Annotated in this window: 22 protein-coding genes; 13 read left to right on the forward strand and 9 right to left on the reverse strand. The window is 60.2% G+C overall.

The annotated features are described in order from the left end of the window. Positions 1–31 precede the first annotated feature (31 nt). Positions 32–418 (forward strand): phosphoribosyltransferase family protein, encoded by a 387-nt coding sequence (locus QN219_RS14300; RefSeq protein ID WP_284000381.1) that lies wholly within the window; start codon positions 32–34, stop codon positions 416–418. On the opposite strand, the gene QN219_RS14305 is transcribed toward QN219_RS14300, so the two are convergent. Together QN219_RS14305 and QN219_RS14310 are read right to left on the reverse strand one after the other, a co-directional pair. Next, positions 415–768 carry a hypothetical protein gene (locus QN219_RS14305; RefSeq protein ID WP_284000382.1) on the reverse strand — a complete coding sequence of 118 codons (354 nt, stop codon included), beginning with the start codon at positions 766–768 and terminating at the stop codon, positions 415–417. The two genes, QN219_RS14300 and QN219_RS14305, sit on opposite strands and share 4 nt — an antisense overlap. After that, the gene (locus QN219_RS14310; RefSeq protein WP_284000383.1) at positions 768–1,592 is read right to left on the reverse strand and encodes a universal stress protein; all 825 of its coding nucleotides are present in this window, start codon (positions 1,590–1,592) and stop codon (positions 768–770) included. Before QN219_RS14310 ends, QN219_RS14305 begins: the two co-directional genes overlap by 1 nt. Positions 1,593–1,776: 184 nt before the next feature. Here QN219_RS14310 and groL point away from each other — a divergent pair, with 184 nt between their 5' ends. Both groL and QN219_RS14320 read left to right on the forward strand, forming a co-directional pair. Continuing rightward, entirely contained in the window at positions 1,777–3,399 is a 1,623-nt protein-coding gene (gene groL / locus QN219_RS14315; RefSeq protein ID WP_284000384.1) for a chaperonin GroEL, read from the forward strand. A gap of 43 nt (positions 3,400–3,442) precedes the next feature. Further along, on the forward strand, positions 3,443–3,772 hold the full coding sequence (locus QN219_RS14320; RefSeq protein WP_284000385.1) for an ATPase inhibitor subunit zeta: 330 nt from the start codon (positions 3,443–3,445) through the stop codon (positions 3,770–3,772). A 13-nt stretch (positions 3,773–3,785) separates the two neighbouring features. On the opposite strand, the gene ppsA is transcribed toward QN219_RS14320, so the two are convergent. After that, entirely contained in the window at positions 3,786–6,170 is a 2,385-nt protein-coding gene (ppsA, locus tag QN219_RS14325; protein ID WP_284000386.1) for a phosphoenolpyruvate synthase, read from the reverse strand. A 138-nt stretch (positions 6,171–6,308) separates the two neighbouring features. On the opposite strand from ppsA, the gene QN219_RS14330 reads away from it, so the two are divergent. From QN219_RS14330 to QN219_RS14360, 7 genes are all read left to right on the forward strand, one after another. Then, complete coding sequence (locus QN219_RS14330) at positions 6,309–7,271, forward strand: glucokinase (protein ID WP_284000387.1); 963 nt, start codon at positions 6,309–6,311, stop codon at positions 7,269–7,271. Between the two features lie 498 nt (positions 7,272–7,769). Next, complete coding sequence (locus QN219_RS14335; protein ID WP_284000582.1) at positions 7,770–8,297, forward strand: Hsp20/alpha crystallin family protein; 528 nt, start codon at positions 7,770–7,772, stop codon at positions 8,295–8,297. Positions 8,298–8,389: 92 nt separating this feature from the next. Then, on the forward strand, positions 8,390–9,220 hold the full coding sequence (locus QN219_RS14340; protein ID WP_284000388.1) for a universal stress protein: 831 nt from the start codon (positions 8,390–8,392) through the stop codon (positions 9,218–9,220). Positions 9,221–9,262: 42 nt separating this feature from the next. Beyond that, complete coding sequence (locus tag QN219_RS14345) at positions 9,263–9,709, forward strand: host attachment protein (protein ID WP_284000389.1); 447 nt, start codon at positions 9,263–9,265, stop codon at positions 9,707–9,709. Between the two features lie 53 nt (positions 9,710–9,762). After that, complete coding sequence (locus tag QN219_RS14350; RefSeq protein ID WP_284000390.1) at positions 9,763–10,482, forward strand: ABC transporter ATP-binding protein; 720 nt, start codon at positions 9,763–9,765, stop codon at positions 10,480–10,482. A 5-nt stretch (positions 10,483–10,487) separates the two neighbouring features. Next, entirely contained in the window at positions 10,488–12,851 is a 2,364-nt protein-coding gene (locus QN219_RS14355) for an FtsX-like permease family protein (RefSeq protein WP_284000391.1), read from the forward strand. 4 nt (positions 12,852–12,855) lie between these two features. Then, positions 12,856–14,055, forward strand: coding sequence for an HlyD family efflux transporter periplasmic adaptor subunit (locus QN219_RS14360; protein WP_284000392.1), 1,200 nt, complete (start codon positions 12,856–12,858; stop codon positions 14,053–14,055). A gap of 75 nt (positions 14,056–14,130) precedes the next feature. Here the strand turns inward: QN219_RS14360 and QN219_RS14365 are convergent, their stop codons facing one another. The 4 genes from QN219_RS14365 to QN219_RS14380 all read right to left on the reverse strand — a co-directional run bounded on the left by QN219_RS14365 (position 14,131) and on the right by QN219_RS14380 (position 18,583). Beyond that, entirely contained in the window at positions 14,131–15,462 is a 1,332-nt protein-coding gene (locus tag QN219_RS14365; protein ID WP_284000394.1) for a trypsin-like peptidase domain-containing protein, read from the reverse strand. A gap of 66 nt (positions 15,463–15,528) precedes the next feature. Then, on the reverse strand, positions 15,529–15,747 hold the full coding sequence (locus QN219_RS14370; RefSeq protein ID WP_284000395.1) for a hypothetical protein: 219 nt from the start codon (positions 15,745–15,747) through the stop codon (positions 15,529–15,531). Between the two features lie 47 nt (positions 15,748–15,794). Beyond that, positions 15,795–17,390 (reverse strand): MBL fold metallo-hydrolase, encoded by a 1,596-nt coding sequence (locus tag QN219_RS14375; protein ID WP_284000396.1) that lies wholly within the window; start codon positions 17,388–17,390, stop codon positions 15,795–15,797. A gap of 146 nt (positions 17,391–17,536) precedes the next feature. Further along, complete coding sequence (locus QN219_RS14380) at positions 17,537–18,583, reverse strand: ornithine carbamoyltransferase (protein WP_284000397.1); 1,047 nt, start codon at positions 18,581–18,583, stop codon at positions 17,537–17,539. A gap of 373 nt (positions 18,584–18,956) precedes the next feature. Between QN219_RS14380 and QN219_RS14385 the strand changes: the two genes are divergently transcribed. Continuing rightward, entirely contained in the window at positions 18,957–19,400 is a 444-nt protein-coding gene (locus QN219_RS14385) for a hypothetical protein (protein WP_284000398.1), read from the forward strand. A gap of 54 nt (positions 19,401–19,454) precedes the next feature. Here QN219_RS14385 and QN219_RS14390 read toward each other — a convergent pair whose 3' ends face one another. Beyond that, positions 19,455–20,195, reverse strand: coding sequence for a response regulator (locus QN219_RS14390; protein ID WP_284000399.1), 741 nt, complete (start codon positions 20,193–20,195; stop codon positions 19,455–19,457). A 140-nt stretch (positions 20,196–20,335) separates the two neighbouring features. Here QN219_RS14390 and QN219_RS14395 point away from each other — a divergent pair, with 140 nt between their 5' ends. Next, entirely contained in the window at positions 20,336–21,082 is a 747-nt protein-coding gene (locus QN219_RS14395; protein ID WP_284000400.1) for a Crp/Fnr family transcriptional regulator, read from the forward strand. Next, complete coding sequence (locus tag QN219_RS14400) at positions 21,063–22,676, forward strand: PAS domain S-box protein (RefSeq protein ID WP_284000401.1); 1,614 nt, start codon at positions 21,063–21,065, stop codon at positions 22,674–22,676. The genes QN219_RS14395 and QN219_RS14400 overlap by 20 nt, the downstream gene beginning before the upstream one ends. 41 nt (positions 22,677–22,717) lie before the next feature. Here QN219_RS14400 and mgtA read toward each other — a convergent pair whose 3' ends face one another. Beyond that, on the reverse strand, positions 22,718–25,318 hold the full coding sequence (mgtA, locus tag QN219_RS14405; protein ID WP_284000402.1) for a magnesium-translocating P-type ATPase: 2,601 nt from the start codon (positions 25,316–25,318) through the stop codon (positions 22,718–22,720). Positions 25,319–25,384 lie beyond the last annotated feature (66 nt).

A 25,384-nucleotide genomic window follows, 5' to 3' on the forward strand; every position in this document is an offset into this window, starting at 1 on the left:
TCTCTCTGGCAATCCTGCTGAATTCGGCTTCATGGAACAGCGCCGTGGCGTTGTTTCGGGCGAGCTCTTTGCGGGAGAGGTGGAAAATGCGACGGTCTTCATTGTCGACGACATGATCAGTACCGGCGGCACCATGCTGAGAGCGGCAGAAGCCTGCAGAAAGCGCGGCACCAGGGCGGTCTATGCGATGGGGAAGCGCTTATTTCGTGTTCCTCCAGAAGGTGTCGTATATAGCCTCGCCACCGGCAATCTCCGGCGAACGGCCGACATAGAAACGAGCAAGCCGGTCGACTATCGCGGAAATCTTGGTCGGGCTCACTCGGCTCGCAGCTATGCCGGCGTCCAGCATGTCGTCCGCCGGCAGCCGCCGCATCTCGACGAGCCAATCGATGACGTGCGCGGTTTTCTCGAAGGTTAACTTTCCCCCGTCGTCACAATAAAGCGGCCTGACGGCGCGATAGTCTCGCCTGCCAGCCGGCGGTTTAGGCGGAGCTCCTCCTCGCAGAAGAATTTCCGCGCCCCGACGGTACTGAAATCGAGGTGGGATCGCGAGGTCGGCTTCTTGAGCTTGAGCACCCAATCGTCGGCTATGAAGACCCAAGACATATGGGTCTCCTTGGTCTCGATGTTGTCCGGCTTTTGCGGGTAGGAAGCGGGATTGGAGAGGAATCGCACCTTCTGCGCCAGTGCCGCGATGAGATCGGGACAAGTCTCATCATGCTGTTCTCCAGTGAGCAATCCCGGGGAACGGCGATTGTGAGGCATCATCAAGCCGACATCAGGCGGTGGAGCGAAACTTCGCGCAGCAGCGATCGGGTGACACCGCCAAGCAGCCATTCGCGAAGGCGGCCGTGGCCATAGCCGCCAGAGACGATCAGATCCGCTCCCCTCTGCTTGGCGATGTCAATCAGCGCCTCCCCAGCCTCGCCTTCGCCATGGTCCACTATCTCTGCACGGGCTTTTGCACCATGATTGATAAGATAGCGGACGACGTCAGTGGCACTGGCCATCGCCCGATCTGGCTCGCGCTCCGCCACGGTCGCTACGACGACTTCGCGCGCGTGGACGAGGAAAGGCATCGCGTCTGCGACTGCCCGTCTCGCCTCACGGGCATCCTTCCAGGCGACGACGACGCTTCTCGCATTGAGAGGTGCAAGATCATCTCGCGGTATGAGCACCGGACGGCCCGCCGCATGTATCAACGCGCCCAGGTCTATGGCGGTGCGGGCGTCGCGTCCACCCACGCCACCTGGTCCCGCGATTACGAGATCCGCCGCTCTCGCGGCTGTTGCCAGCCCTCTTGTCGGATCGCCGACAGTCGTGCGTAACGAATCGGTCCCTCCCATCTCGCCGCTAGCATCGAGATCGCTTCTGAGCGCTTCCAGGCGGTGTTCGATCTCCCTTGCCTCAAGCCGCATGAACTCGGCATCTACTACCACTCCGGGCGGAGGCGCCGAAATCGGGTGGACGTCGCTGGCGGCGAAGCCGACCAGACTTGCCTCAAAACGCGCGGCGAGCTCGCGCGCAAAATTTAGCTGCGGTGGTGCGCCATCGCCTATGTCCAAGTGCACCAGTATCGTGTTGTAAATCATGGCCGCCACCTAGGTTTGGCCTATCGTTTCGGGGAACTTAACCATTGATCGACCGCCCTCGCCTTGACCGGCGTCAAAGATGATTCCGTGACGCTGGGGCCTTTTGCACGCCGATGTCGTTTGATGCGCGTCAAAGCGAGCCTCCCGCCCTGTGCTACAAAAGCATCGAACGGAGGATGAAGTCATGGCTCACAAGCAGGTCCTTTTCCATTCGGCTGCCCGGGAGAAGATCTTGAAGGGCGCTTCGCAATTGGCCGATGCCGTTCGGGTCACACTCGGGCCTCGCTCGAAGGCCGTTCTGATCGAAAGAAAGTGGGGGTCGCCGATCGTCTGCAATGATGGGGTTACGATCGCCAAGGAATTCGACCTGAAAGATCCCGAAGAAAATCTCGGCGCGCGCATGCTGCGCCAGGCGGCGGAGAAGACGGGGGAAATTGTCGGCGACGGGACCACCACATCGACGATTCTTGCCCATACGATTTTCGCCGATGGGTTGCGCAATGTCGTTGCCGGCGCAAGCGCGATTGACATCAAGCACGGGCTCGACCGAGGCGTCAAACGAGCTGTCGCCGAACTCAAGAAGAACTCACGGCCCGTCTCCGAGAAGCGTGAAAAAGAACAGGTGGCGACGATTTCGGCCCACAACGACGCACAGATCGGCTCATTGGTCGGAGACGCCATGGAAAAGGTGGGCGACGACGGAGTCATCAGCGTCGAGGAATCGAAAACGACCGAGACGGTCCTCGAAGTCGTGGAGGGCATGCAATTCGATCGCGGTTATCTTTCTCCCTATTTCGTCACCGATGCTGAACGAATGGAGGTCGTTCTCGAAAGCGCCACCATCCTCCTGTTCGATCGCAAGATCACTTCGCTCAAGGATTGCGTGGAACTCCTGGAGGCCGTTGCGAAAACCGGAACGCCACTGCTCATCATCGCGGAGGATGTGGAAACCGAGGCGCTTGCAACTCTGATCGTCAACCAGATGCGCGGAACGCTGCGCAACTGCGCCATCAAGGCGCCAGGATTCGGAGACCGACGCAAAGCCCTCTTGCAGGACATCGCCATACTCACGGGCGGGCAGCTTATCTCCGAGGAGCTGGGCATAAAGCTCGAAACGGTAACGCCCGAACAACTTGGCCGTGCCGAGCGGATCGTCATTACGAAAGATACGACCACCATCATTGGTGGGGCGGGAGGTAAAAAGGCCATCAGCGGCCGGGCGGAACAGATCCGCAAGGAAATCTCGACCACCACCAGCGACTACGACCGTGAAAAGCTCCAGGAGAGACTGGCGAAGCTTTCCGGCGGCGTCGCGGTGATCAAGGTGGGTGCAGCCACAGAAGCGGAGCTCAAAGCGAAGAAGGAAGCGCTCGATGACGCCATCAGCGCGACCAAGGCTGCCGTCGCGGAAGGCATCCTGCCGGGTGGCGGATTGGCCCTCCTGCGGTGCATAGCGGCCGTCTCAGAGGAGGAGGAAGCCTGCGAAGGCGATGAGCGCACCGGCGTTCAGATCCTCAAGCGGGCACTGGAAATCCCGGCACGGCAGATCGCCGAAAACTCGGCAACCGACGGCGGCGTGGTGGTCGCGAAAATGCTCGAGGGAGAGGGCAGTTTCGGATATGACGCCGGCCGAAAGGTCTATGTCGACCTGGTCTCGGCCGGCATCATCGACCCTACCAAAGTGATCCGCGTCGCGCTCGAGAATGCGGTTTCGGTCGCAAGCGTGCTGTTGCTGACCGAAGCCACGATGACGGAACTTCCCGAGACGCCGAAGGAGGCGATAACCGAAGCCGCAATGCAACCATAGTTGCACCGCAGCTCGATCTCGCAGACGGTTGGAGAAAGAAATCATGGAACTGACGGAGCGAGAGAAAGCGCTCGAAGAAAGGTACATCCTCGACTTTGAGCGTTCTTTGAGAGTTCGCGAACGCCGAAACCGGCTGCTTGCCGGATGGGCGGCACGCGCGCTCGATAGATCCAACGCGACCGCTTACGCGGCGGAGATCGCTGAAGCCGGACGGGCCGAAGCTGGCGACGACGACGTCCTGCGCAAGGTGCTCCGGGATTTTGAAATCGCCGGAATCGCTGCGACCAGGGAACAGCTAGAGGAAAAGATGCGGGCCCTGTTGTTTGTTGCCGCCGAACAACTAGACGCCCGAAGCAAAACGGAGAGGCGGTAGGTCTGCCCGCCTCCTACGTCGCTCTCCCACCCTTTTCCGCCGCTGCCACGGTCCGGCTCACGGCGACAAAACTGTCCGGCGTGACCGAGATCGAGTCGATGCCACATTCGACAAGAAATGCCGCGAAGTCGGGATGATCGCTTGGCGCCTGGCCGCAAAGGCCGATCTTGGCTCCGGCCTTCCGAGCTTCCGTGATGACTTTGAAGATCATCCACTTCACGGCTTCGTCCTGCTCGTCGAACAATGAAGCGAGTTCCTCGGAATCCCTGTCGACACCAAGGGTCAACTGAGTGAGATCGTTCGAGCCGATCGAGAATCCATCGAAGAACCTCGCGAAATCTGCCGCGAGGATGACGTTGGACGGTATCTCGCACATCACATAGATCTGCAGCCCGTCGACGCCTCGCTGAAGACCGTTTGCGGCCATCACCTCAAGGACCTTCTCAGCCTCTTTCACCGATCGGCAGAACGGGATCATGACGACGACGTTCCTGAAGCCCATCGTCTCACGCAGCCGCTTGATCGCCCGACACTCAAGTGCAAAGCCGTCACGATATTTCGGCGAGTAGTAGCGAGATGCGCCGCGAAAGCCGATCATCGGGTTCTCTTCTTGCGGCTCGAACTCGGCGCCGCCGCATAGCCCCGCATATTCATTCGTCTTGAAATCGCTCATGCGCACGATGATCGGCCTGGGATAGGCAACTGCAGCGAGACGCGCCAGCCCGCGCGAAAGCTCGTCGACGAAATAGTCGGTCCGCTCCGCATAGCCCGATGTCAGAGCGGCGATCTTCTCTCTTGCCGATTGGTCGCGCAGCCGGTCGAAGTGCACGAGGGCCATGGGATGGATCTGTATCGCATTGCTGATCACGAATTCCATGCGCGCAAGGCCAATGCCGTCGGCCGGGAGTCTCCACCAGCGGGATGCCGATTGCGGATCGGCAAGGTTCAGCATGACCTTCGTTCGCGTTCCCGCGATGTCGGTGAGGCTGATCGTCTCCGCCTTGTATTCGGCCACCCCTTCGTAAATGCGGCCCTCGTCGCCCTCGGCGCAGGACACGGTGATGATCGCGCCCGTAGCCAAGAGCCTCGTCGCGTTCTCCGCGCCGACGATTGCGGGCAGGCCAAGCTCGCGACTGACGATCGCCGCATGCGAGGTGCGTCCCCCATGATCGGTGACGATGGCAGAGGCGCGCTTCATGAGCGGCACCCAGTCCGGGTCGGTGGTTGTGGTCACCAGAATAGAGCCGTCACTGAACTTGCCGATGTCGTTTGGATGCTCGATGAGGCACACGGGACCCGCGGCGATGGCACTGCCTATTGCAAGACCCTTTGCCAGCAGGCGCCCCTTCTTGCCGATCTGATAGGTTGGAAGTTTATCGGAGGCTGCTCTTGCCTGTACGGTTTCGGGCCGAGCCTGCACGATGCGGAGGTGGCCGTCGCGGCCGTCTTTGGCCCATTCAATGTCCATGGGGCAGCCGTAATGCTTCTCGATCGCTATCGCCCAGCGGGCGAGCTGAAGAATCTCCTCATCTGCGAGGACAAGCTTGGTCTGTTCTTCTCGGGAAGTGGAGACACCCCGGGTCGGCTCGAAACTGTTGCCGTAGGTGAGCTTACTGGTCTTCGTGCCGCATCTCTTCTGGATAATCGGCACAAGGGCACTGTCGCTCAGCAGCGGTTTGAACACGCGGTATTCGTCGGGATCGACAGTTCCTTTGACAACATATTCGCCAAGACCCCAGGCCGCATTGATCAGAACAATCTTATCAAAGCCGGTCTCGGTCTCGATCGAAAACATGACGCCTGCGCCGCCGAGATCAGAACGGACCATTTCCTGGACGCCGACGGACAAAGCCACCTTCATGTGATCGAAGCCATTTACCTTGCGGTAGCTGATGGCTCGATCGGTAAAGAGCGAGGCATAGCAACGGCGACAGGCGTGCATCAGTGCCCTCTCCCCGACAACGTTGAGAAAGCTCTCCTGCTGTCCGGCAAAGCTCGCCGTCGGGAGGTCCTCCGCGGTTGCACTGGAACGCACTGCAACCGAGGACGCGTCGACATCGAGCCTGCGCGACAGCGTACGATAGGCCGCGATTATTTCGGCTTCGATCTCGGCGGGCCAGCGACCCCGGAGAATATTCTCGCGTATTGCGGCGCCCGTGTCGGCGAGGGTGGCTTCACCTGCCTTCCATTTCTCAAGCAGGGCAGTGATCGGTGCCCGCAAGTCATTCGCATCGACAAAGTTCCAATAGGCCTCCGCTGTCGTCGCAAAACCGCTCGGCACCTTGATGCCATGCGCGGAAAGTCCGGAGATCATCTCGCCGAGTGACGCATTCTTGCCGCCCACACTGGCGATATCGCGCCGCGTCACATCCTCGAACCAGATAATTGAAGCGACCATTTCCACCTCCCGTGTTGAGACTGTCCGCTCGCGGCCACCGCACCGACAAACAGCGACACCCTATGCTTTCACGACATCGGTGACCTTGACGTCCATCAAAGTGCGAGGGGCTAGCCTGCCGCATACTCTCCACAAAACATGTTGGAGGCCGAGGTGAATAAATTCACACATGACGCTGTTGTGGCCGACGTTAGCGAGACCCACATTCGCTTCGCCGTCGTCCACACTGACAGGCTGACGATCGAAGATTATGTGCAGTTCGGAAAGAACGTATTTGGATCCGTGGTCGAGGCGCTGGCCGCTTACCGGCGCTCTCTACCAACCTGTCCGCCTGCCTTGGGGATCACAATCGCAAACAGCGAATTGTTGCCCGTCAGTGATTTGGAACGCAGGCTCGCCGAAGGACATGCAGGTGAATGGCACCACATTCAAATCATCGGTTCCATCGACGCGCTTTCGCTCATCTTGCCCGATCTCGCTCCGCATGACGTCGTCCAATTCGGAGGGGCAGAGGCCCGTCGCGACGCGGCGAAGGCTGTCGCAAGCATTGGCGACGCACTCGGCGTAGGGGTACTCGCTCAGATCAATGGCTCTTGCCCACAGTTCCATGCTCACGCCGGAAGCATATCCTTTGCACCGCGAACGCAAGAAGAGCTTGATATCCTGGAGCGCATTCGCTGCGATACGGACCATGTTTCCGTTGAGCACGTGTTGTCAGACCGGGGACTGGCGCACCTTTACCAGATCCTGCGTGAGAGTTCGGGACAGCCAGTGCGCTCCCTTCAGGCCACTGACATTGTCATCGCCGGCTTGCAGGGGGACGATCGCTGCGCGACGACGGCGATAAACTATTTTGCCACTTGGCTCGGCAGATTTGCAGGCGATATGGCTCTCCTCTATGACGCACGAGGCGGAGTCTATCTGTGGGGCCCGATACTGCGGAAGATGGAGAAACTCCTCCACAACGGTGCCTTCCGCCTCGCGTTCGAGGCGAAGGGAAGACGATCGGACTGGCTGACGCGAATACCAGTCTTCCTGATCCGAAGCGAGGACGCGATCCTGCGCGGCGCGGCAAAGGCCCTCAATCAACAGATGGACTAACCTCTCCGCTCTCGGAGCTTGACGGAAACGCCGCTTGACTGGTCAGTGTGGGGAAGTGTGCCGAAATCTCTGTCGTGTCTGCTCTCTGCGGCCTGTGGTGGGGCAGCCGTTGATCGGCAGCACGCTGAAAAAGCGATGTAATTATGAGCGCTATGATGATCAGAAGCAACCTGCTCGTGACGGTTGCCAAATTAGCGTGAACAGGTTGTGCCTGGTCATTGTGGATTTCCGCTGACCTTCACCGTCGCCCACGAACGACGGCTACCGCATACAAGCACATCACACATGCAAGGAGCGCACCATGTTCTCGGTCAAAAAGGGAATTGGGGCGGGTCCGTCTTTGACGCGCATCAATGAGGCTGGTGCCACATAGGGCTCTAATAAACACATCTGGCTGGGACACGCGCGAGAACGCGGCAGGCCCAGCCGGGGGGCTTTGCGGTGCTTGCAACGAGCGCCCCGATGAGCCTGCAACCCTGCTTTGAAGGAGAACCAGCCATGGCTGAACCTGAGACCAAACTGCCCATCAAGTCGGAAGAGAAAGCCGTCGAGCATCGCGGCGAGTCGTGGCTCCCGTTCGAAAGCCTACGATCTGAAATCGACCGCCTGTTCGACGACTTCGCTCCGACCCTGTGGCATCGCCCCTTTGCGTCCGCATTCATGCGTCGGATGCCGCGGCAGTCGGAGTTCAAGATCGCGCCCGCCGTCGACGTCGCGGAGACAGAGAAGAGTTACGAAATTACCTGCGAACTGCCAGGGATGGAGGAAAAGGACATAGAGGTAGCGGTCTCCAGTGGAACCTTGACGATCCGGGGTGAGAAGCAGGAGCAGAAAGAAGAGAAGAACAAGGACTACGTCGTTTCGGAGCGTCGCTACGGCTCATTCCAAAGAGCCTTCCGATTGCCTGACGGCGTTGATGCTGACAAGATCGCCGCCAATTTTTCGAAGGGCGTTCTTTCCGTGACCCTGCCAAAGACCCCCGAAGCGCAGCAGAGCGAGCGCAAAATCCAGATCAAACCAGCCTAGCATTCTTACCGGGAGAGCAAGACGTGCCGGGTGGCGCGTCTTGCTGGGTTCAATCGTCGCGTCACGCTTCTACGTTCCAATGGAGCAAAACCATGTCTTTCAAGACGATCCTCGCGGTCGTTGGCGTATCGCAGACCGACCGCGACCTGCAGGTGGCTACAGATATCTCTGATCAAGTCTCCGCGCACTTGAGCGCTCTCATCGTCGGCTTTGCGCCACAACCGACCGGGCGGTATGCAACGCTTGCCCCGGCGTGGCTCGAACAGCGCGAGCGAAACCTGCAAGCACTTGGTGAAGCCGCGAAGAAGGCTCGCGACAAGCTCTCGACGCGGGAGATTTCATTTGATGTCGACAGCATTTACGCGGAGGTGGCAAGTGCCACCTACGACATAGGCGAACGGGCGCTCTATGCCGATCTTATCCTGATCGGTCCCGGCGCCTTCGAGGACGACGATCTCAAGAAGCAGATTATCGGCGGTGGGCTCTTCCAACCGGAACGTCCGGTGTTGCTTATCCCGCCCGAGTGTACTCCGACGCTCAAGCCGAAGACCGTCCTGTTAGCCTGGGACTCGCGTGCTCAATCCGCACATGCGGCGCGAGAAGCACTCCAGTTGATGGCCACCGCCGAATCCGTTCACGTCACCATGGTGGACCCTACGGCGACGCTCCGCACGAGCGGAGATGAACCCGGAGCAGATGTCGCCGCCTATCTAGCGCGCCACGGCATCGATGTGACCGTCGATGCGCTGCCGAGCGAGGGCCGGAGCGTGGCGCAGGTTCTACAGCGACATGCCGTTGATATTGCGGCCGATATGATCGTCATGGGCGCCTATGGTCACTCCCGGCTGCGCGAGCTCGTATTCGGTGGCGTCACGCGATCGATGCTCGATGAAGCTCGGCTACCCGTGTTGATGGCGCGATGATGAGACAGAAGATTACGAACGCTTGCGATTGGGGCCAGCATGATGTCGACGATAAGAATTCCGCATGGCAGCGTGGTGCTGGTGTGTGATGGAGCCAAAGCGCTCATCCTACGCAACCGAGGGGATGCAGAGCTCACCAATCTGATTCCGCTTGAGGTCGAATCGGAATATCAACCTCCGGCACGGGAACTCGGAACGGACCGTGGGGGCCGAGTTTATCAGTCGCAAGGCGGCGCTCGAAGCGCAGTCCAGCAAATGGACTGGCATGACCGGGCGGAGGAAGCCTTCGTCTCCCATGTTTGCGAGAAACTTGTCGCGTTCACACGCGACGTGGGCATCAATAAACTGGTTCTCGTTTTACCGCCGCACGCTCTTGGCCTTCTGCGCAAGCAATTGGATTCCTCGGCGCGCGCCTTAGTCATCGCCGAGGTGGCCAAGGATCTGGTGAAGTTTCCAATCCCGGAGATCGAGCGTTATCTTTCGCAATGATACCCACGGGCGCGAGGTTCGCGGCGGCCAGCTGCCGACCCGAGGAGTGAGTGGTGGAGAACGAGGCATCGGCCATCGCCCTGGAGGCGCGCGGACTCACCAAGATCTATCGGATGGGTGCGGTGGAAGTTCACGCCCTGCGCGGAGTGGACGTGGCCCTTCGCGAGGGCGAACTGGTGGTGCTATTGGGGCCATCCGGCAGCGGCAAGTCGACTCTGCTCAATATTCTTGGCGGCCTTGATACGCCGACTGGCGGAACGGTCCGGTTTCGGGGAGAGCCCCTCACTCTGGATAGTGAACGTGCGCTCAACCTTTACCGTCGTAACCACGTCGGTTTCGTTTTCCAGTTCTACAATCTTATCCCCAGCTTGACGGCCCGCGAAAACGTTTCCCTCGTAACGGAGATCGCCAGAAACCCAATGTCGCCTGTTGAAGCTCTGTCGATTGTCGGCCTCGGCGACCGTCTTGATCACTTCCCCGCACAACTTTCCGGCGGCGAGCAGCAACGCGTTGCCATTGCCCGCGCAATCGCCAAGCGCCCGGACCTGCTTCTCTGCGATGAGCCGACAGGCGCACTCGACAGCAAGACCGGAATCCTTGTGCTCGAAGCGATCATCAGGATCAATCGGGAACTTGGCACTACCACGGCGCTTATCACCCATAACGCCGTCATTGCCGACATTGCCAATCGCGTGCTCTACTTCGCCGACGGGCGCATCGTCGAAACGCGGCGGAACGCCGTGCAGCGCGCGCCCGGCGAACTCGCCTGGTGAACATGATGAGCAGTCTCGATCGCAAGCTCATCCGTGAACTGTGGAGACTGAAGGCGCAGGTTCTTGCGATCGCGCTGGTGATCGCGTCCGGTACCGCCCTGCTTATTATGGCGCTGACGACGATCGAGGCGCTCGAGGAGACGACCGCCGCCTATTACGAGCGGACGCGTTTTGCCGATGTGTTTGCCCAGGCAAAGCGCGCGCCCGAAAATCTCCAGCGCGAAATCGCTGATATTCCAGGCGTCCGCCTCGCCGAGACGCGCATCGTCGAAGGCGCAATTCTCGACATGCCGGGTTTTGCGGAGCCGGTCGTCGCCCAGTTGCTCTCGCTACCGGAACGTGAGCCCCAGCTTCTGAACGCGTTGGTTATCAGGTCCGGACGCCTGGCCGACCCGACGCGGCCCGACGAGGTGGTCGTCAGCGAGCCTTTTGCCGAGGCTCACGAATTGAAGCCCGGCCATAATTTCGATGCGGTCTTGAGAGGGCGCAAACGCACGTTGCAGGTCGTTGGCACCGCGCTTAGCCCCGAATTCGTCTACGCGATTGCCCCCGGCGGCCTCATGCCTGACGACGAGCGTTTCGGCATCCTATGGATGGGACATGATGCGCTGACGGCCGCCTTCGACCTCAAGGCTTCCTTCAACAACGTCACCCTCAGTCTGCTGCCGGGCGCTGACGAAAAGGACGTTATCCGCCGGCTCGACGGCCTCTTGGCTCCCTTCGGCGGCATCGGTGCCTACGGTCGCGCCGACCAGACCTCGAACTGGTTCCTGGAGAGCGAAATCGCCCAACAGACGAACATGTCGCGGATCATGCCGACCATCTTCCTGGCAGTCGCCGCCTTTCTGACCAACATGGTTATTGCTCGGTTGATCGAGACGGAACGCCGCGAAATCGGTCTGCTGAAGGCCTTCGGCTATGACAATTGGGCTATCGGCTGGCACTACGCCAAGATGGTCCTCGTCATCGGCACGATCGGTATTCTGATCGGCTCCCTGATCGGCGCCTGGCTCGGTCATTGGAACACGGAGCTCTACACCAAGTTCTATCGCTTTCCCTTCCTGCTCTACCGCCCCGGCCCGGCCGGCTTCGTGATCGCTGGCGCCATCAGCCTCGGTGCGGCGCTCGCCGGCAGCCTCGCCGCGGTTCGCCGCGCGGTCCGGCTGCCGCCGGCGGAGGCCATGCAGCCCCCTTCCCCGCCGATCTATCGACGCACCTGGGCTTCGCGGACCGCGCTCGCCGGCGCCTTAGACGAGCCGTCACGCATGATCTTCCGGCGCATCATCCGATGGCCTTTGCGGGCCTTCCTCGCGAGCCTCGGCCTCGCCCTTTCGATCGCTGTGCTGATCATGGCCCTGCAATGGGTCGACGCCATCGATTCCCTTGCCGAGACGGCCTTCGAGCGTGGACAGCACCAGGACGCGACGGTCGCGTTCAACGACCTGCAGCCGATCGATACCGTCGCAGACTTCGAGAATCTGCCCGGCGTCCTGGCGGCGGAGCCCTATCGCTATGTCTCGGCACGCATCAGGCATGCGCATCTCTCCGAGCGACAAGCCATCATAGGCGCCCCTCCCGGCGCCATTCTCAGCCCCGTCTTCGACGTCGAGCGCGGGCGCATCGAGGTTGCTCCCGGCGGGCTCATGGTCTCACGCAAGCTCGCCGAGCTTCTCGATGTGAATGCCGGCGACACCGTCGACGTCGAACTCCTGGAAGGGCGCCAGACGCGACTGAGCCTGCCAATAACGCAAGTCTTCGAAACGTATCTCGGCACGCCCGCCTATATGGACATGACCGCGCTCAACCGCGTGGCCGGCGATGGCCGCGTCGTGAGCGGCCTGCACATGCGCGTCGATGCTCCGAGCCGCGCGACGTTGCTGGCAAGGCTCAAAGACATCCCTAATATCGCCGCTGTGCTTTTCCGCCAGGCCGCGATCGATACGTTCTACGAGACGATGGGAGAAACGATCTTTATCTTCATCGGCTTCTTCGTCGCCTTCTCGATGACGCTTTCAGTCGGCGTCACCTACAATTCGATCCGCATCGCGCTGTCCGAACGGGCGCGCGAATTGGCGACGCTCCGCGTCCTCGGCTTCAGCCGCTGGGAGATCTCTTACATCCTGCTTGGCGAAGTCGGCATACTGACATGGATCGCGATCCCGCTCGGCGCAATCATCGGTTATGGCCTTGCTTGGTACATGACGAGCGCCTTCGAGACGGAACTCTACCGCGTGCCGCTCATCTTGAGGGATGCAACCTACGGCAAGGCGGCGCTGATCGCACTCGCGGCCACGGTGGTCTGCGCCGCGGTCGTGCGTCGGCGGCTCGATCGTCTGGACCTGATCGCCGTGCTGAAGACAAGGGAGTAAGTCCGTGAACGTTGTGAAACGCAGGTTGGTGATCTGGGGCGGTCTCTTGGGCTTGCTCGTAGCCGGCATCGCCTTCGCATTGCGGCCGCAGCCGATCGCGGTCGACCTCGCCACGGCGGACAAGGGCTTGCTGCGCGTCACCCTCGACGAGGAGGGCGAAACGCGCGTGCGCGACGTCTACACGGTTCATGCACCGTTGCGTGGCCAATTGCAGCGTATCACCGCCGAGGCCGGCGATTTCGTCGAGGCGGGAAAGACACAGCTCGCACAAATCGAGCCCGCTCCGCCAGCCTTCCTGGACGTGCGGATAGAGGCGGAGCTGCAGGCGGCCGTCGAGGCGGCGCGGGCCGCTCATAACCTCGCCGCGGCCGAACTCAACAAGGCCAAAGCCGACTTGACGTTTGCCGAGGGAGAGCGTGCTCGCGCCCGACTGCTGATCGAACGCAGGACGATCTCTCAGCGCGCCCTCGAAGATGCCGAGCGTGTCCACAACGTCGCACAAGCCAATCTCGCTACCGCCGAAGCGGCGCTGAAAGTGCGAGAGCACGAGCTTCATCAGGCGCAATCGCGCCTCCTGTCGCGACAGGAGATCCGGAGTCTCCGTGACGACTGCGAATGCATGTCGGTAACCGCCCCGGTGAGCGGTGTGGTGCTGCAGATCATGCGCCGCAGTGAAGGGGTCGTGGAAGCGGGAACGCCGCTGCTCGATATCGGCGATCCTGCGGATCTGGAGATCGTTGCCAATTTCCTCTCGGAGGATGCGGTCCGGATCAAGCCCGACCAGAAGGCGATCATCACAGGCTGGGGTGGAGAGGAGCTCAACGCAGTTGTACGGCGCATCGAGCCCTTCGGACAAACCGAGGTGTCGGCGCTCGGGATCGAGGAACAGCGGGTAGACGTCGTGCTGGATTTTGCCGATCCGCCGGAACGTTGGCGTTCGCTGGGGCATGGTTATCGCGTCTACGTGCGGGTCATCCTGTTCGAAGGCGAAGTCCTGAACCTGCCGCTTGGCGCTCTGTTCCGGCAGGGCGAAGAATGGGCGGCCTTTGTCGCTGCAGAGGGACGGGCGCAATTGCGCCGCGTTGCCGTGGGCCAGCGAAACACGCTCTCCGTGGAAATCCAAGAAGGGCTCGGTCCTGGAGACAGAGTAATTCTGTACCCGAGCGACCGGGTCAAGGACGGGGTCGCTATCGTGGAGCGCTAGCCCGTGTGCGGCGCCGCGCGTCTTACCAGACGGCAAGGGACGCTGTAGCAGAAGGAAAGATGCAATAGCTTGCGCTTATTCGAGTTCCAGCCGGTACGCGGTACCGGCCCGCAGGATGTCGACGGAAGCGCTCTCTTGTGTGCTTTCCAGAACACTTCGGATCTGTTCGACTGAGGTGGGTGGCTGGCCGTTGATGGCCGTCAGATAATCGCCTGTTCTCAGCCCCATCGAATAGGCGTCGCTTCCCGATGCAACGTCGACGACGACCGCCCCCGCCGGCGCGCAAGCCGGCGAGCCATTGGCGGATGGAAACTCGACGACGACCGATTCCTGGCCCGAGTCCAGGTCGCGCCGAGCGGCCGCATCAGAAAGCATGACATTCACCTGCTGCAACTTTTCCCCCCGACGAACATCAAGCGTAATTCGCGTGTTCGGCGAAAGCAGGCTGATCGCATTCCTGAAAGCTGCGTCCGTCGGGAAGGTGCGGCCATCCAGTGCGACGATAATGTCGCCGAGGCGCACGCCTTGTCGTTCCGCCGGCGAATTGCAGACGAGCTCATTCACGACAAATTTTTGCGTCTCAGCGGCACTGCCAGGCCGAATATCGGCGGCGCCCGTGACCGAGAGGCCAAGCCACCCACGCCTGTATTCGCCGTGGGCGATCAGCTCCCGCGCGATTTGCATGGCGATATCGGACGGAATCGCAAAGCCGATGCCGGTACTCGCTTCGTCTGGCGCAGGAATCCCGCGTGCAATGCCGATCAACTCGCCAGAGGCATTGACCAGCGCACCGCCTGAATTGCCTGGGTTAATGGCCGCATCGGTCTGGATGTAGTCCTGGTATTCATCGGCACCGAGGCCGGAACGGCCCAAACCGCTGATGATGCCAAAGGTCGCCGTTTGCGTCAGGCCCAAAGGACTGCCCACCGCAATGACAAAATCACCGACCTTCAGTTCGGATGAACGTCCCCATTTGACCGAGGAAAGGCTTGGTGCCTCGACCTTGACCACCGCGAGATCGGTCGGCGCATCCTCCCCAATCCTGTCGGCCTGGAATACCCTTCCGTCAGCAAGCTTCACGGACACATCGTCAGCGTCTGCAACAAGGTGACGGCTCGTGATGATGTAGCCGTTCTCGTGATCGATAATCACCCCCGATCCCGTCGTAGTCACACCAGTTTGCACAACAACCACATCGTCGGGAAGACCCAGGATTCTCCGCACATTCGGATCATCGAGCATGTCGGCTCTGAAAATCCCGCTGCTGGCTGTGCGGATACTGACGACCGCCGGTTGTACCCGCCGTAACACCGCGGACACGCCCGCTTCGATTTCGGTCGCTCCGGCGGCCCCACCCAAGCTGTTAAGTAGCGCGGCCAGGGCTAGAACGGTTGAGATCTTGAGCATTTTTGCGCTCCATGCAGCAATGCCCGAAATTTCAGCCGAATTTGCCCGTCGATGCATTGATGCGCATCAATTCGCGCGCTCGTCCGAGGAGGGCGAGAAAGATCCGACCGACAGGACGTTGACTGTTGCCGCGGCGAGGCGACGATAGAGTCGGTGCCGGCGTACGATCGGCCACCAGCCGTAGAGGAAGATTTCCAGCGTGCGCCAGTTAACCACCAGCCGAAGACCACGACACGCGAGTGTGCTGCCGTTCCCGCGGCATCGCTGATCAATTGGTTGGCTCACGTGGGTTTCCCCTCTGATCTTGCGTCACAACCCGAAGCACGCGCATCTCATGCTTTTTCCTGCAGGGCACGTCGCAGCCGGCGGATTACGACTCGACGCGCCTTGTCGTCCGCGGCCTTGGCCAATTCATCCTGCAAATCGAGGACGAGCGACTGGAAATCGTTGTGCCAATCGGTCCTTCCCGCGAGGATCGGATCGATCCGCGGCGGAGTCGTCGCTTCGGAAATCTCGACCGCTCCTTGCAGGCTCAGACGAAAAGCGCTGTCCAGGTTCGGTCTGATCAGGCGATCCTCGGATAGGACGGCCAGGAGGCGTTCCCTGAGCCCCTCAAGGGCCTCGTCCTCTCCGTGGACGAGAAAGACGCCAGCGCTGATCGGCTGCCGGGCCTGCACCCAGTCGGCAAGCTCACCGCCATCGGCATGACCGCTATAGATGTCCAACTTCCTGATCCGAGCGCGGACGCGGATATCGTCGCCCTGGATGCGCACCGTCGAGGCGCCGTCTTCGAGAAAGCGCCCGAGCGTGCCGTTCGCCTGATACCCGACCAACAACACCGTCGCCTCGTCTCGCCAGAGCCAGTTCTTCAACCGGTGCCGAATGCGCCCCGCCTCGCACATTCCGCTCGCCGCGATGACGATGTGGAAACCCCTGACCAAATCAATCGCCTTGGACTGCTCCGCCGTCTCGGTGAAGCGCACGTTCTTCGCCTCGATTGCCCTGACAAGAACATCGCCGTTCTCAAGCTCGCGCGCATGCCGGTGGAAGATCTCGCTCGCGCGTGTCGCCAAGGGAGAGTCGATGATGATAGGGCACTTGGGGACACCACCCGTTTCCATCAGATATACCAGGTCTGTGAGCAGTTCCTGCGTGCGTTCCACCGCGAAAGAGGGGATGAGAAGAGCGCCGTTTGGATGCGCTGCGGTCAGCACCTCGGAGCGCAGGATGTGACGTCGAGCGGCATCGTCCGCTTCCTCGCGCTCGACATTGCCGTAGGTGCTCTCGCAAATGACATAGTTCCAGCCGCTCGGCGCTTTCGCATCGAATTGCAGGAGCTTGTAACGCGGACCGATATCGCCGGAAAACAACAGGCGCAACGGCGACGGTGCGGCATCGATCTCCATCTCGACGGAGGCCGATCCGAGCAGATGTCCGGCATTCCAGAAACGGAAGCGAATTCCTTCGCCCGCCTTCTCCCAGGAGCCGAGGCGCACTTGCCGAAACAGGGTGATGGCGGCGGCGGCGTCGCGTGCGTTGTAAATCGGCGTCACGGTCTGACGGCCCCGGCGCAGGTTGCGGCGATTGAGCTGGTCGACTTCGCTCTCCTGAATGTGCGCAGAGTCCGGCAGCATGACGGAGCAGAGGTCTGTGGTCGCAGGCGTAGCGAAAATCGGGCCATCATAGCCAAGCCTGACAAGCTTCGGCAGCAGGCCCGAATGGTCGATATGCGCATGTGTGAGTATGACGGCGTCGATCTTCCTGGGGTCGAAGGGAAAGGGGCGGTAATTCAGTTCCTTCTCGGTCTTGGATCCTTGGAAAAGACCGCAGTCGACGAGGATCTTCGTGGCACCAAATTCGACGAGTTGGCAGGAGCCGGTAACGGTTCCCGCGGCACCATGAAAACGGATGATCGGTTCAATCGCCACAGCACGGACCTCATCGAAAGACGACAATATCGAAGCATGCACGCTTGCATCGGCGGGCGACTTGATGCGGATCAAAGATGCATACCGCCATGCGTCGGCATCAGGCCTGGGCGGCAAATGGAACGAAGTCCACTCAGTCCGGACGCCTACCGCATGTCAAAGGGCCACAGCGTCCTTTGCGCGTCTGACGAAGCGGTTTGCGGGTCCCCAATGGTCGCGACAAAAATCGCCTTGATGGCGTGCATGCGGTTTGCCGCCTGGTCGAAGACGACGGAAGCTTTCGACCCAAAGATTGAGTCGGTGACCTCCATGCAGTCGAGCCCGAACTGCTTCGCAATGCGCGCTCCAGCCTTTGTGCTCCGGTCGTGGAATGCGGGCAAGCAATGCATGAACTTGCAATGCGGGTTATCGGTTGCCTCCATGACGTTCGCCCTGACGGCGAATGGCGACAGCAGCCTGATGCGCTCAGCCCACCCGGCCTCGTGCTCTCCGAGCCAGGAAGCCGTGTAGACGAAATCTGCGCCCAATACCGCGGCGCCCACATGTTCCAGCACCGTGAACTTCCCACCATTCTTGCGCGCTTGCAGCGTCACGTGATCGATGAAGGACGAAGCCGGCCAGAATATCGGCGGTGATGCGATGCGGAAGTCCATGCCGAGCTTGGCCGCCCCTAGGGCAAGCGATGCGGCGATGGGGCTGCGGCCGTTACCGAGGAAGGCGATGGCGATCTCGGACGGCGCCTTGTCGGCAAACTCTTGCATCGTCAGGAAATCCGCCAACGCCTGGATTGGATGAGATTCGTCGGTGCAGCCATTGTAAACCGGCACGTGCGCGTGTGCTGCGAGCTCCTCGACAGCGCTTTGGGCATGGCCGCAATATTCGATGGCATCGTAGATCCTTCCGAGCACTTGAGCCGTGTCCTCGATCGACCCCCATTGCCCCGCATGGCTCACCGGAAGCGTCAGTCTGACGATGCGCGCGCCTTGATCATAAGCCGCAACTTCGGATCCTAAGACGCTGACCGAGTCAGCTTCGACGCAGAGCGCAATATTCTTGCCCCTAAGACGGGGAGTTTCGTTGCCGTTTCGCCTCGCCACTTTCAGCTCGGCGGCGAGCTGCAACAGATGCCGGATTTCCTCCGGCGTGAACTCATCGAGCGTCAGCACGCTACGGCCGCGGAGACTGATGGACACGACATGCCCCCATCGCTTTTTCTTCAGTGAACTGGAACGCGCCGAAATCGCAGCCGCACGGTAACGCTGCGTAATTCCTCGCGCTCACTGAACAACAGATCGGACTTGGCGGCTTTGACTCTCATCAAATTCGTGCAGCCTCCGGCTCTTTGATGGACATCAATGACCGCGGCGGCCACTTCCTGGAAATTCGTCTGCAACGTCGGAATGCGGCGAAAATGTATCGCCTCGCAGCATTGAATGACGTCTTGGCCAGGGCAAATTGCACACGGGCCTACGCCCTCGCCGATGCCACGCCTGAAGGCGCGCTTTGGTCAAACGCCGGACAGGGCTCAGAGGCGCCGGCGAGAAGCGTTTCAATTGGGGGAGCAACATGGCTGTCGCCTACTCCGTCGGTCCGATCAAACGCGAACAGGTCGACAAGTCCTATCGGTTGGTTGAGGCTGTCGGCTACCATCTCGATTTGCCGTCTTGGCGCGAGTATTGCGCAATTTCCTTCGCACGGAACTGGCCGGCGCCCTATGCCGAAGAAGTAATAACCGTAGAGAATCCACTCGGTTACATTGTCGGCCTCTGCATCATACGCCCAGCGCACGACAAGATCTACGGCCGAGTGCTCGACGTGCCGGTCTTCATCGTCATAAGCGCCGCGGATACGCGTGGCGCATCGAGTTCGCTCCTCGGCTACTTGACAGCGACCGCTCGCAACAAACATTACGGCTTCATTCGGGTGTGGGGCCTCGAACCGGACGATTGGCCTGGATCGCCAGATGTATCGCGCGGAGAGGGCCGCGGAATTCTGATCCCCGTTCAATGAGAAAAAGCTCGGCCCAAGGGTACGTTCAGCGTTGCGCACGGCAAATCGACGAAGCTAAGCTTCGTGCCGCGTGGTCCTTGCGCTGAAAACATAGCCGACTCCTCTGACCGACTTAATAAGGGCCGGCTGGTTGGGATCACGCTCGATCTTTCTTCGCAAACGGGCGATCTGTGCGTCGATCGTTCGGTCGAAAGGTTCGAGATTACGGCCTCGTGTCAGATCCATAAGCAATTCGCGCTGCAAGACACGGCCAGCGTGCTTCACCAGTACGCAAAGCATGTCGAACTCGCCGGTCGTCAGCGGTATCTCTCGTCCGTCATCTGACAGCAATTGGCGACGACCGACATCGAGACGCAGCCCCTCGAAACGGTAGATTTCTGACTGAGGATCGCCGACGCTCGACAATGACCGAGGTTGCCGGCGACGAAGAACACCCCTGACGCGCGCCAGGACTTCCCGAAGATGGAAGGGTTTCGCGATGTAGTCGTCGGCACCCACCTCCAGCCCGACAATCCGATCGACGACGTCGTTGCGACCAGTCAACATGATGATCGGTACGTCCGAGCGCGCGCGTATATCTCGCGCAAGCGTCAATCCGTCCTCGCCGGGCAGCACGAGGTCGAGCAGAATGATGTCGGCCGATTGTTTGTCGAGGCACTCACGCATCTCGCCCCCATCGCCGGCAAGACTGACGCGGTACCCCTCTTCTTCGAAGTACCGCGACAGCATCTGCCGGATCCGCGAGTCGTCATCGACGACGAGAATGTGCTCGGGCAAGGTCGGTGCATGCGCCATGAATCAATCCCAGACGGTGCTGTTCCCTCCAAGCGCCGTTACACTCTGTTACAATATCATACCAATTTTCGCACGCGTGTCGTCGTGTGATTACGCCCTGGCGTTCAACTCTTACCATCAACGAAGGTGGAGGGAAGGTCATGAGTGCACAGGTTGTAACCATGCAGGATGCTCGTACAGGAGCGTGGTCGCAGGCTTTGCCTGCGGCGGATCTTTCCTCCCTCTTTGCGCGGCAACCAGTCGAAAAATTCGCGCCAGGTCAAAGCGTTTTCTGGGAGGGTGACGAGGCCATGCATATTTTCGAGGTCGCCGATGGCATGCTGCGTGCGTTGCGGCTGCTTAGCGACGGCAGGCGGATTATCGTGGGTTTCTTGCAAGCTGGAGACCTTCTCGGCGTGTCGCTCAAGGAACGTTATCTCTACACCGTCGAGGCGGTCTCCCCTGTTGAGCTTCGCCGGTTTCCTCGCCGACGTTTCGAGGATGAAGTGGCGCGGCATTCAAACTTGCAGCAGCAACTCTTCTCGAGGCTGCGTGACGAAATGACTGCCGCGCAGGATCAGGCCGTGCTTCTTTCCCGCCGGAGCGCCGAGGCAAAGCTGGCGAATTTCTTCCTGATGATGAGGCGGAACGAGAACTGCAAGCGGACTTCGGTCGTCGATCTTCCGATGACGCGGCTGGACATCGCCGATTATCTCGGCATGACAATCGAGACGGTATCGCGCACTATAACCAAGCTCGCAAATAACGGTGTCATCGCGATACCGGAACGGCGCTCGGTCACGGTCCTGAAAATGGAAACGCTTCGATCGCTGGCGGACGGTGACGATAGCGAGCACTGGTTGCCCTCGCCAATGGCGCGGGCGCAGCATGCATCCGCCAGCGCATAAGGGCGGCGGGGCAGAAAGGAACGACGTGGTCGAGCAGGCCAGCAGCGACATCACGAATCTTAAACGCGCGCAGGCTGATCTGGCGGCGCGCGAGGCACATCTTCGCTCGATTCTCGATACCGTTCCAGAAGCAATGGTGGTGATCAACGAGAGCGGCGCGATTTCCTCTTTCAGCGCAGCCGCGGAACGCCTGTTCGGTTATGCCGAAAGCGATGTCGTTGGATCCAACGTCAAAATCTTGATGCCCTCGCCTCATCGCGAGGCACATGACCATTACTTGAATAATTATCTGCGCACCGGGGAGCGACGCATCATCGGAATTGGACGGGTCGTTGCAGGACTACGAAAGGATGGCACAGTGTTTCCGATGGAGCTTTCAGTGGGAGAAGCGATGTCCGACGGACGCCGTATATTCACTGGCTTCATTCGGGATCTGACCAGCCGCCAGCGCATTGAGGAAGAGCTCAGACAAGCGCAGAAAATGGAAGCCGTCGGGCAGCTCACCGGCGGCTTGGCGCATGATTTTAACAATCTGCTGACGGTGATTACCGGGAACCTGGAAATGATCGAGGCTCGGCTGCAAGACGAAAGGCTGAAAGGCTTCTTGCGAGAAGCGCAGGCGGCCGCCGACGATGGGGCAAAGCTGACGGCACAGCTGCTTGCATTCGGCCGGCGGCAGCCACTCAACCCCAAGCTTGTGGACGTTGGCGAACTCGTCACGAACTTTTCGAAACTGCTCACCAGAACCCTGGGGGAGACCATAGACCTATCGACGATCGTAAACGGCAGCAGCAACCTCGCCCTCATCGATGTCTCCCAGCTCCAGAACTCGCTTTTGAATCTGGGTCTGAATGCGCGCGACGCGATGCAGGACGGCGGCCGCCTGACAATCGAGATTTCGACGACAATCCTCGGCCGCGATTACGCTCTGATGTACCCCGAAATTCGAATGGGACACTATGTTCTCGTTGCCGTCACCGACACTGGCGTCGGGATGACCGAGGACGTCAGACGTCACGCATTTGAGCCGTTCTATACAACCAAGGGAACCGGTGCGGGAACAGGCCTCGGCCTCAGCATGGTCTACGGCTTCGTCAAACAATCCGGGGGGCATATTCAGCTCTATAGTGAACTTGATCGGGGAACGAGCGTTCGCATCTTCCTGCCTGCGGCGCGGGGAGAAAGTCAGCTCGCGCAGATTGGCGCAGATGAAAATGCCGCCCCAGAACCTATTCCGACCGGCCATGAGACGATCCTCGTCGTGGAGGACGATGCGCGGGTGCGCCGCGTCGTCGTTTCGCGACTGCGCGACGCCGGATATTCTGTCATCGAGGCGGAAGCCGGCGCGCAGGCACTTCAACTGCTTGCGGAGCATCCCGAAGTCTCCCTCGTCTTCACGGACATGATAATGCCGGGCGGAATGAATGGCGGCGAATTGGCCCAGCACGTGCGCTCGCTAAGACCAAATGTGAAGACGCTGCTCACGTCAGGCTACGCCGAGCCGAACGCGGCCGGCGGGGCGGCAGGAAGCTGGCTGCAAAAGCCCTACACCGCCAGAGAGTTGGCAGTGCGGCTCCGAGAACTGCTCGATTGACGCGCGAGGTAGCGAAACCCATCAAGTGGAGCTTGGGGCTTTCAGAGTTCTTCCTCTAACACGAGCTCAGGATAATACGACCTGCTACGCACCCGGCTGTCCCACCGATTGAACCAGTGCTTAGTCGCCTCGGAAGCCATCAGGTACGCCGCCGTGATCAGCAGCACTCCCAGCATGATCGGCCATGGCAACGGCACGAAGCCGAACCAGTCCGCGAAAGGCGCATAGGGAAGGATGACGGCCGTGACCGCCGTCGCCAGGGTCAAGAGTGACAAAAGCCAACCTGGTCTGCTCCGCCAGAACAAGGACCGCGTCCGCACGATCAGCACGATTGCCAATTCGGTGAGCAGTGACTCGACGAACCAGGCGGTCTGAAATGTCGCTGGCGTTGCCCTTGCCACCAGAACAAGACCTGCAAAGGTAAGGAAGTCGAAGAAAGAACTCACCAGACCGAAGCTCACCATGAAGCCACGCACGTAACCGATGTCCCAACGGCGGGGGCGTCGTGTTTCCTCGCGATCGACCTTGTCGCCTGCGATGGCGAGCGCCGGCACATCAGACAAGAGGTTGTTGAGAAGGATCTGTTTGGCGAGCAGTGGCAGGAACGGCAGAAACAAAGAGGCGAAAGCCATGCTGATCATGTTGCCGAAGTTCGCGCTCGTCGTGATCGATATGTATTTCATCGTATTGGCAAAGGACCTGCGCCCCTCCTCGATGCCGCGAAGAAGAACATTAAGATCACGTCTCAACAGCACGATGTCCGCCGCTTCTCGCGCAACATCGACGGCGCCGTCGACAGTGATGCCGACGTCGGCCTGATGCAAGGCAGGCGCATCGTTGATGCCATCCCCGAGATAGCCGACCACGTGACCGGCGCGGCGCAGCGCCTCGATTACGCGCTCTTTCTGGTTCGGGTCGATCTCAACGAAGAGATCGATATCGGGCGCTCGTGCGAACAACGAGTCCCTTGTAATCTTCGACAAGTCTTCGCCCGTAAGTATCTGCGACGAGCGCAAGCCAATGGTGTTCGCCAGATGAACGGCGACATGACGATTGTCGCCCGTGATCATCTTCAAGTCGATGCCGCGCTTCGCAAGAGCCTTCAGGCTCTCGCCGATGCCGGCTTTTGGTGGATCGAGAAAAAGCAGGAAACCGGCGAAGCACAGCCCTTCTTCCTGTTGCCTTCCGTATGCCAGAAGTGGCGCCATTTTGCGAACGGCCAGACCGAGCACTCGGTAGCCCTCACCACTCCAGAAGCGAAATTTCTCGTCGATCGCCTGCCTCTGTGTGTCTGTGAAGGGCGCCGCCGCATCTCCGTTCAATACGGAGGAACAGACTGCCAGCACGTTCTCGATCGCTCCCTTGCAGATCAACAGATCGCGATCGGAATCGCCGTCCTTCCGGACGACAACTGATAGCCGCTTTCTCACGAAATCATATGGAATCTCGTCGACCTTTGAATAAAGAGACGAGGAAGGCGGTGCGTCTATCGCGACAATCGCCTCGTCGAGCGGGTTCTGCAGCCCTGTTTGCATGGACGCATTCAACCGCGCCCACATATAGACCGTCGGGGAAGGCGCTCCGCTGACGTCGAGGCAAGCGTCCAGATGCACCACCCCTTCGGTAAGCGTTCCCGTCTTGTCGGTACACAGCAGGTTCATGCTGCCGAGATTCTCGATTGCCTCGAGGCGCCGGACGAGGACTCCACTTTGCGCCATCGTTGTCGCTCCACGCGCGAGAGTAATGCTGATGATGGCCGGCAGGAGTTCGGGACTGAGCCCGACGGCCAATGCAATGGAGAACAGGAGCGAATCGATCGGCTCGCGTTGAAGAAGCAGATTGGCAAAGAACACGAGGATCACGATCACGAGCATGATCTCGCTCATAAGATAGCCGAACCGGCGAATTCCGCGAGCGAACTCGGTCTCGGGGCTACGCCGTTCGATCGCCGAGGCAATCGCGGCAAATTCAGTAGTGTCGCCTGTCCTGATCGCGATAACGCTTGCGGTACCGCTGCGGACCGAGGTTCCCGTAAAAACGGCGTTCGATCTCCGCGCTAGCGGGGCGCCAGGCTCGACCGTTCCTGGAGACTTCGCGACAGGAAACGCTTCGCCTGTAAGGGCTGCTTCGCTGACGTTGAAGTCCCGCGCTTCAAGTATGATCCCGTCCGCCGGCACCAAGTTGCCTGCGGAAAGCTGAATGATATCGCCGGGCACGACCTCCAACGCCGGAATCACTTTCGGCGCTCCGTCTCTGAGCACTGTCGACTTTTGAGCGATGCGCTTGCGAAGCGCCTCCACTGCTCGCGACGCCCGGTACTCCTGCATGAAGCTCAGGGCACAACTTATAAGAACGATGAGAATGATGATAATTGCATCGTGTCGCTCGCCCACAAGGACCGACATACCGGCCGCGAATACGAGGATGAGAACGAGCGGGCTACGGAACTGCCGGAGCAGAACCGAAAGAGCAAGAAACCTGTCTCTGCGTGCGACGGAATTGCGGCCATAGCGCGCCAGGCGCTCGTGCGCTTCCCTGCTGCTCAATCCTGTCGCACGGGAACCATACTCGGCCATCAGGTCAGCGGCCGGGGTGGCCCAATATGTGCCCCCTTCTCGCGCATCGAGTGCTAAAGATCTCATGGGACGTTCCTGTCGGGCAATCAGAGTGTCTAAGGGTTAGGATGGCACTGCCGCGAGCGCGAATGC

It is taken from the genome of Sinorhizobium sp. 8-89 (assembly GCF_030124325.1).
Taxonomy (GTDB): Bacteria; Pseudomonadota; Alphaproteobacteria; order Rhizobiales; family Rhizobiaceae; genus Sinorhizobium.

Coding starts and splice junctions, on each gene's coding strand:
- QN219_RS14310 (WP_284000383.1), bottom strand. CDS start 1,592: ATGATTTACAACACGATACTGGTGCACTTGGACATAGGCGATGGCGCA.
- QN219_RS14355 (WP_284000391.1), top strand. CDS start 10,488: ATGAGCAGTCTCGATCGCAAGCTCATCCGTGAACTGTGGAGACTGAAG.
- QN219_RS14395 (WP_284000400.1), top strand. CDS start 20,336: ATGAGTGCACAGGTTGTAACCATGCAGGATGCTCGTACAGGAGCGTGG.
- QN219_RS14330 (WP_284000387.1), top strand. CDS start 6,309: ATGTTGGAGGCCGAGGTGAATAAATTCACACATGACGCTGTTGTGGCC.
- QN219_RS14365 (WP_284000394.1), bottom strand. CDS start 15,462: ATGCTCAAGATCTCAACCGTTCTAGCCCTGGCCGCGCTACTTAACAGC.
- QN219_RS14385 (WP_284000398.1), top strand. CDS start 18,957: ATGGCTGTCGCCTACTCCGTCGGTCCGATCAAACGCGAACAGGTCGAC.
- QN219_RS14300 (WP_284000381.1), top strand. CDS start 32: ATGGAACAGCGCCGTGGCGTTGTTTCGGGCGAGCTCTTTGCGGGAGAG.
- mgtA (WP_284000402.1), bottom strand. CDS start 25,318: ATGAGATCTTTAGCACTCGATGCGCGAGAAGGGGGCACATATTGGGCC.
- ppsA (WP_284000386.1), bottom strand. CDS start 6,170: ATGGTCGCTTCAATTATCTGGTTCGAGGATGTGACGCGGCGCGATATC.
- QN219_RS14400 (WP_284000401.1), top strand. CDS start 21,063: ATGCATCCGCCAGCGCATAAGGGCGGCGGGGCAGAAAGGAACGACGTG.
- QN219_RS14340 (WP_284000388.1), top strand. CDS start 8,390: ATGTCTTTCAAGACGATCCTCGCGGTCGTTGGCGTATCGCAGACCGAC.
- QN219_RS14320 (WP_284000385.1), top strand. CDS start 3,443: ATGGAACTGACGGAGCGAGAGAAAGCGCTCGAAGAAAGGTACATCCTC.
- QN219_RS14390 (WP_284000399.1), bottom strand. CDS start 20,195: ATGGCGCATGCACCGACCTTGCCCGAGCACATTCTCGTCGTCGATGAC.
- QN219_RS14345 (WP_284000389.1), top strand. CDS start 9,263: ATGTCGACGATAAGAATTCCGCATGGCAGCGTGGTGCTGGTGTGTGAT.
- QN219_RS14305 (WP_284000382.1), bottom strand. CDS start 768: ATGATGCCTCACAATCGCCGTTCCCCGGGATTGCTCACTGGAGAACAG.
- groL (WP_284000384.1), top strand. CDS start 1,777: ATGGCTCACAAGCAGGTCCTTTTCCATTCGGCTGCCCGGGAGAAGATC.
- QN219_RS14335 (WP_284000582.1), top strand. CDS start 7,770: ATGGCTGAACCTGAGACCAAACTGCCCATCAAGTCGGAAGAGAAAGCC.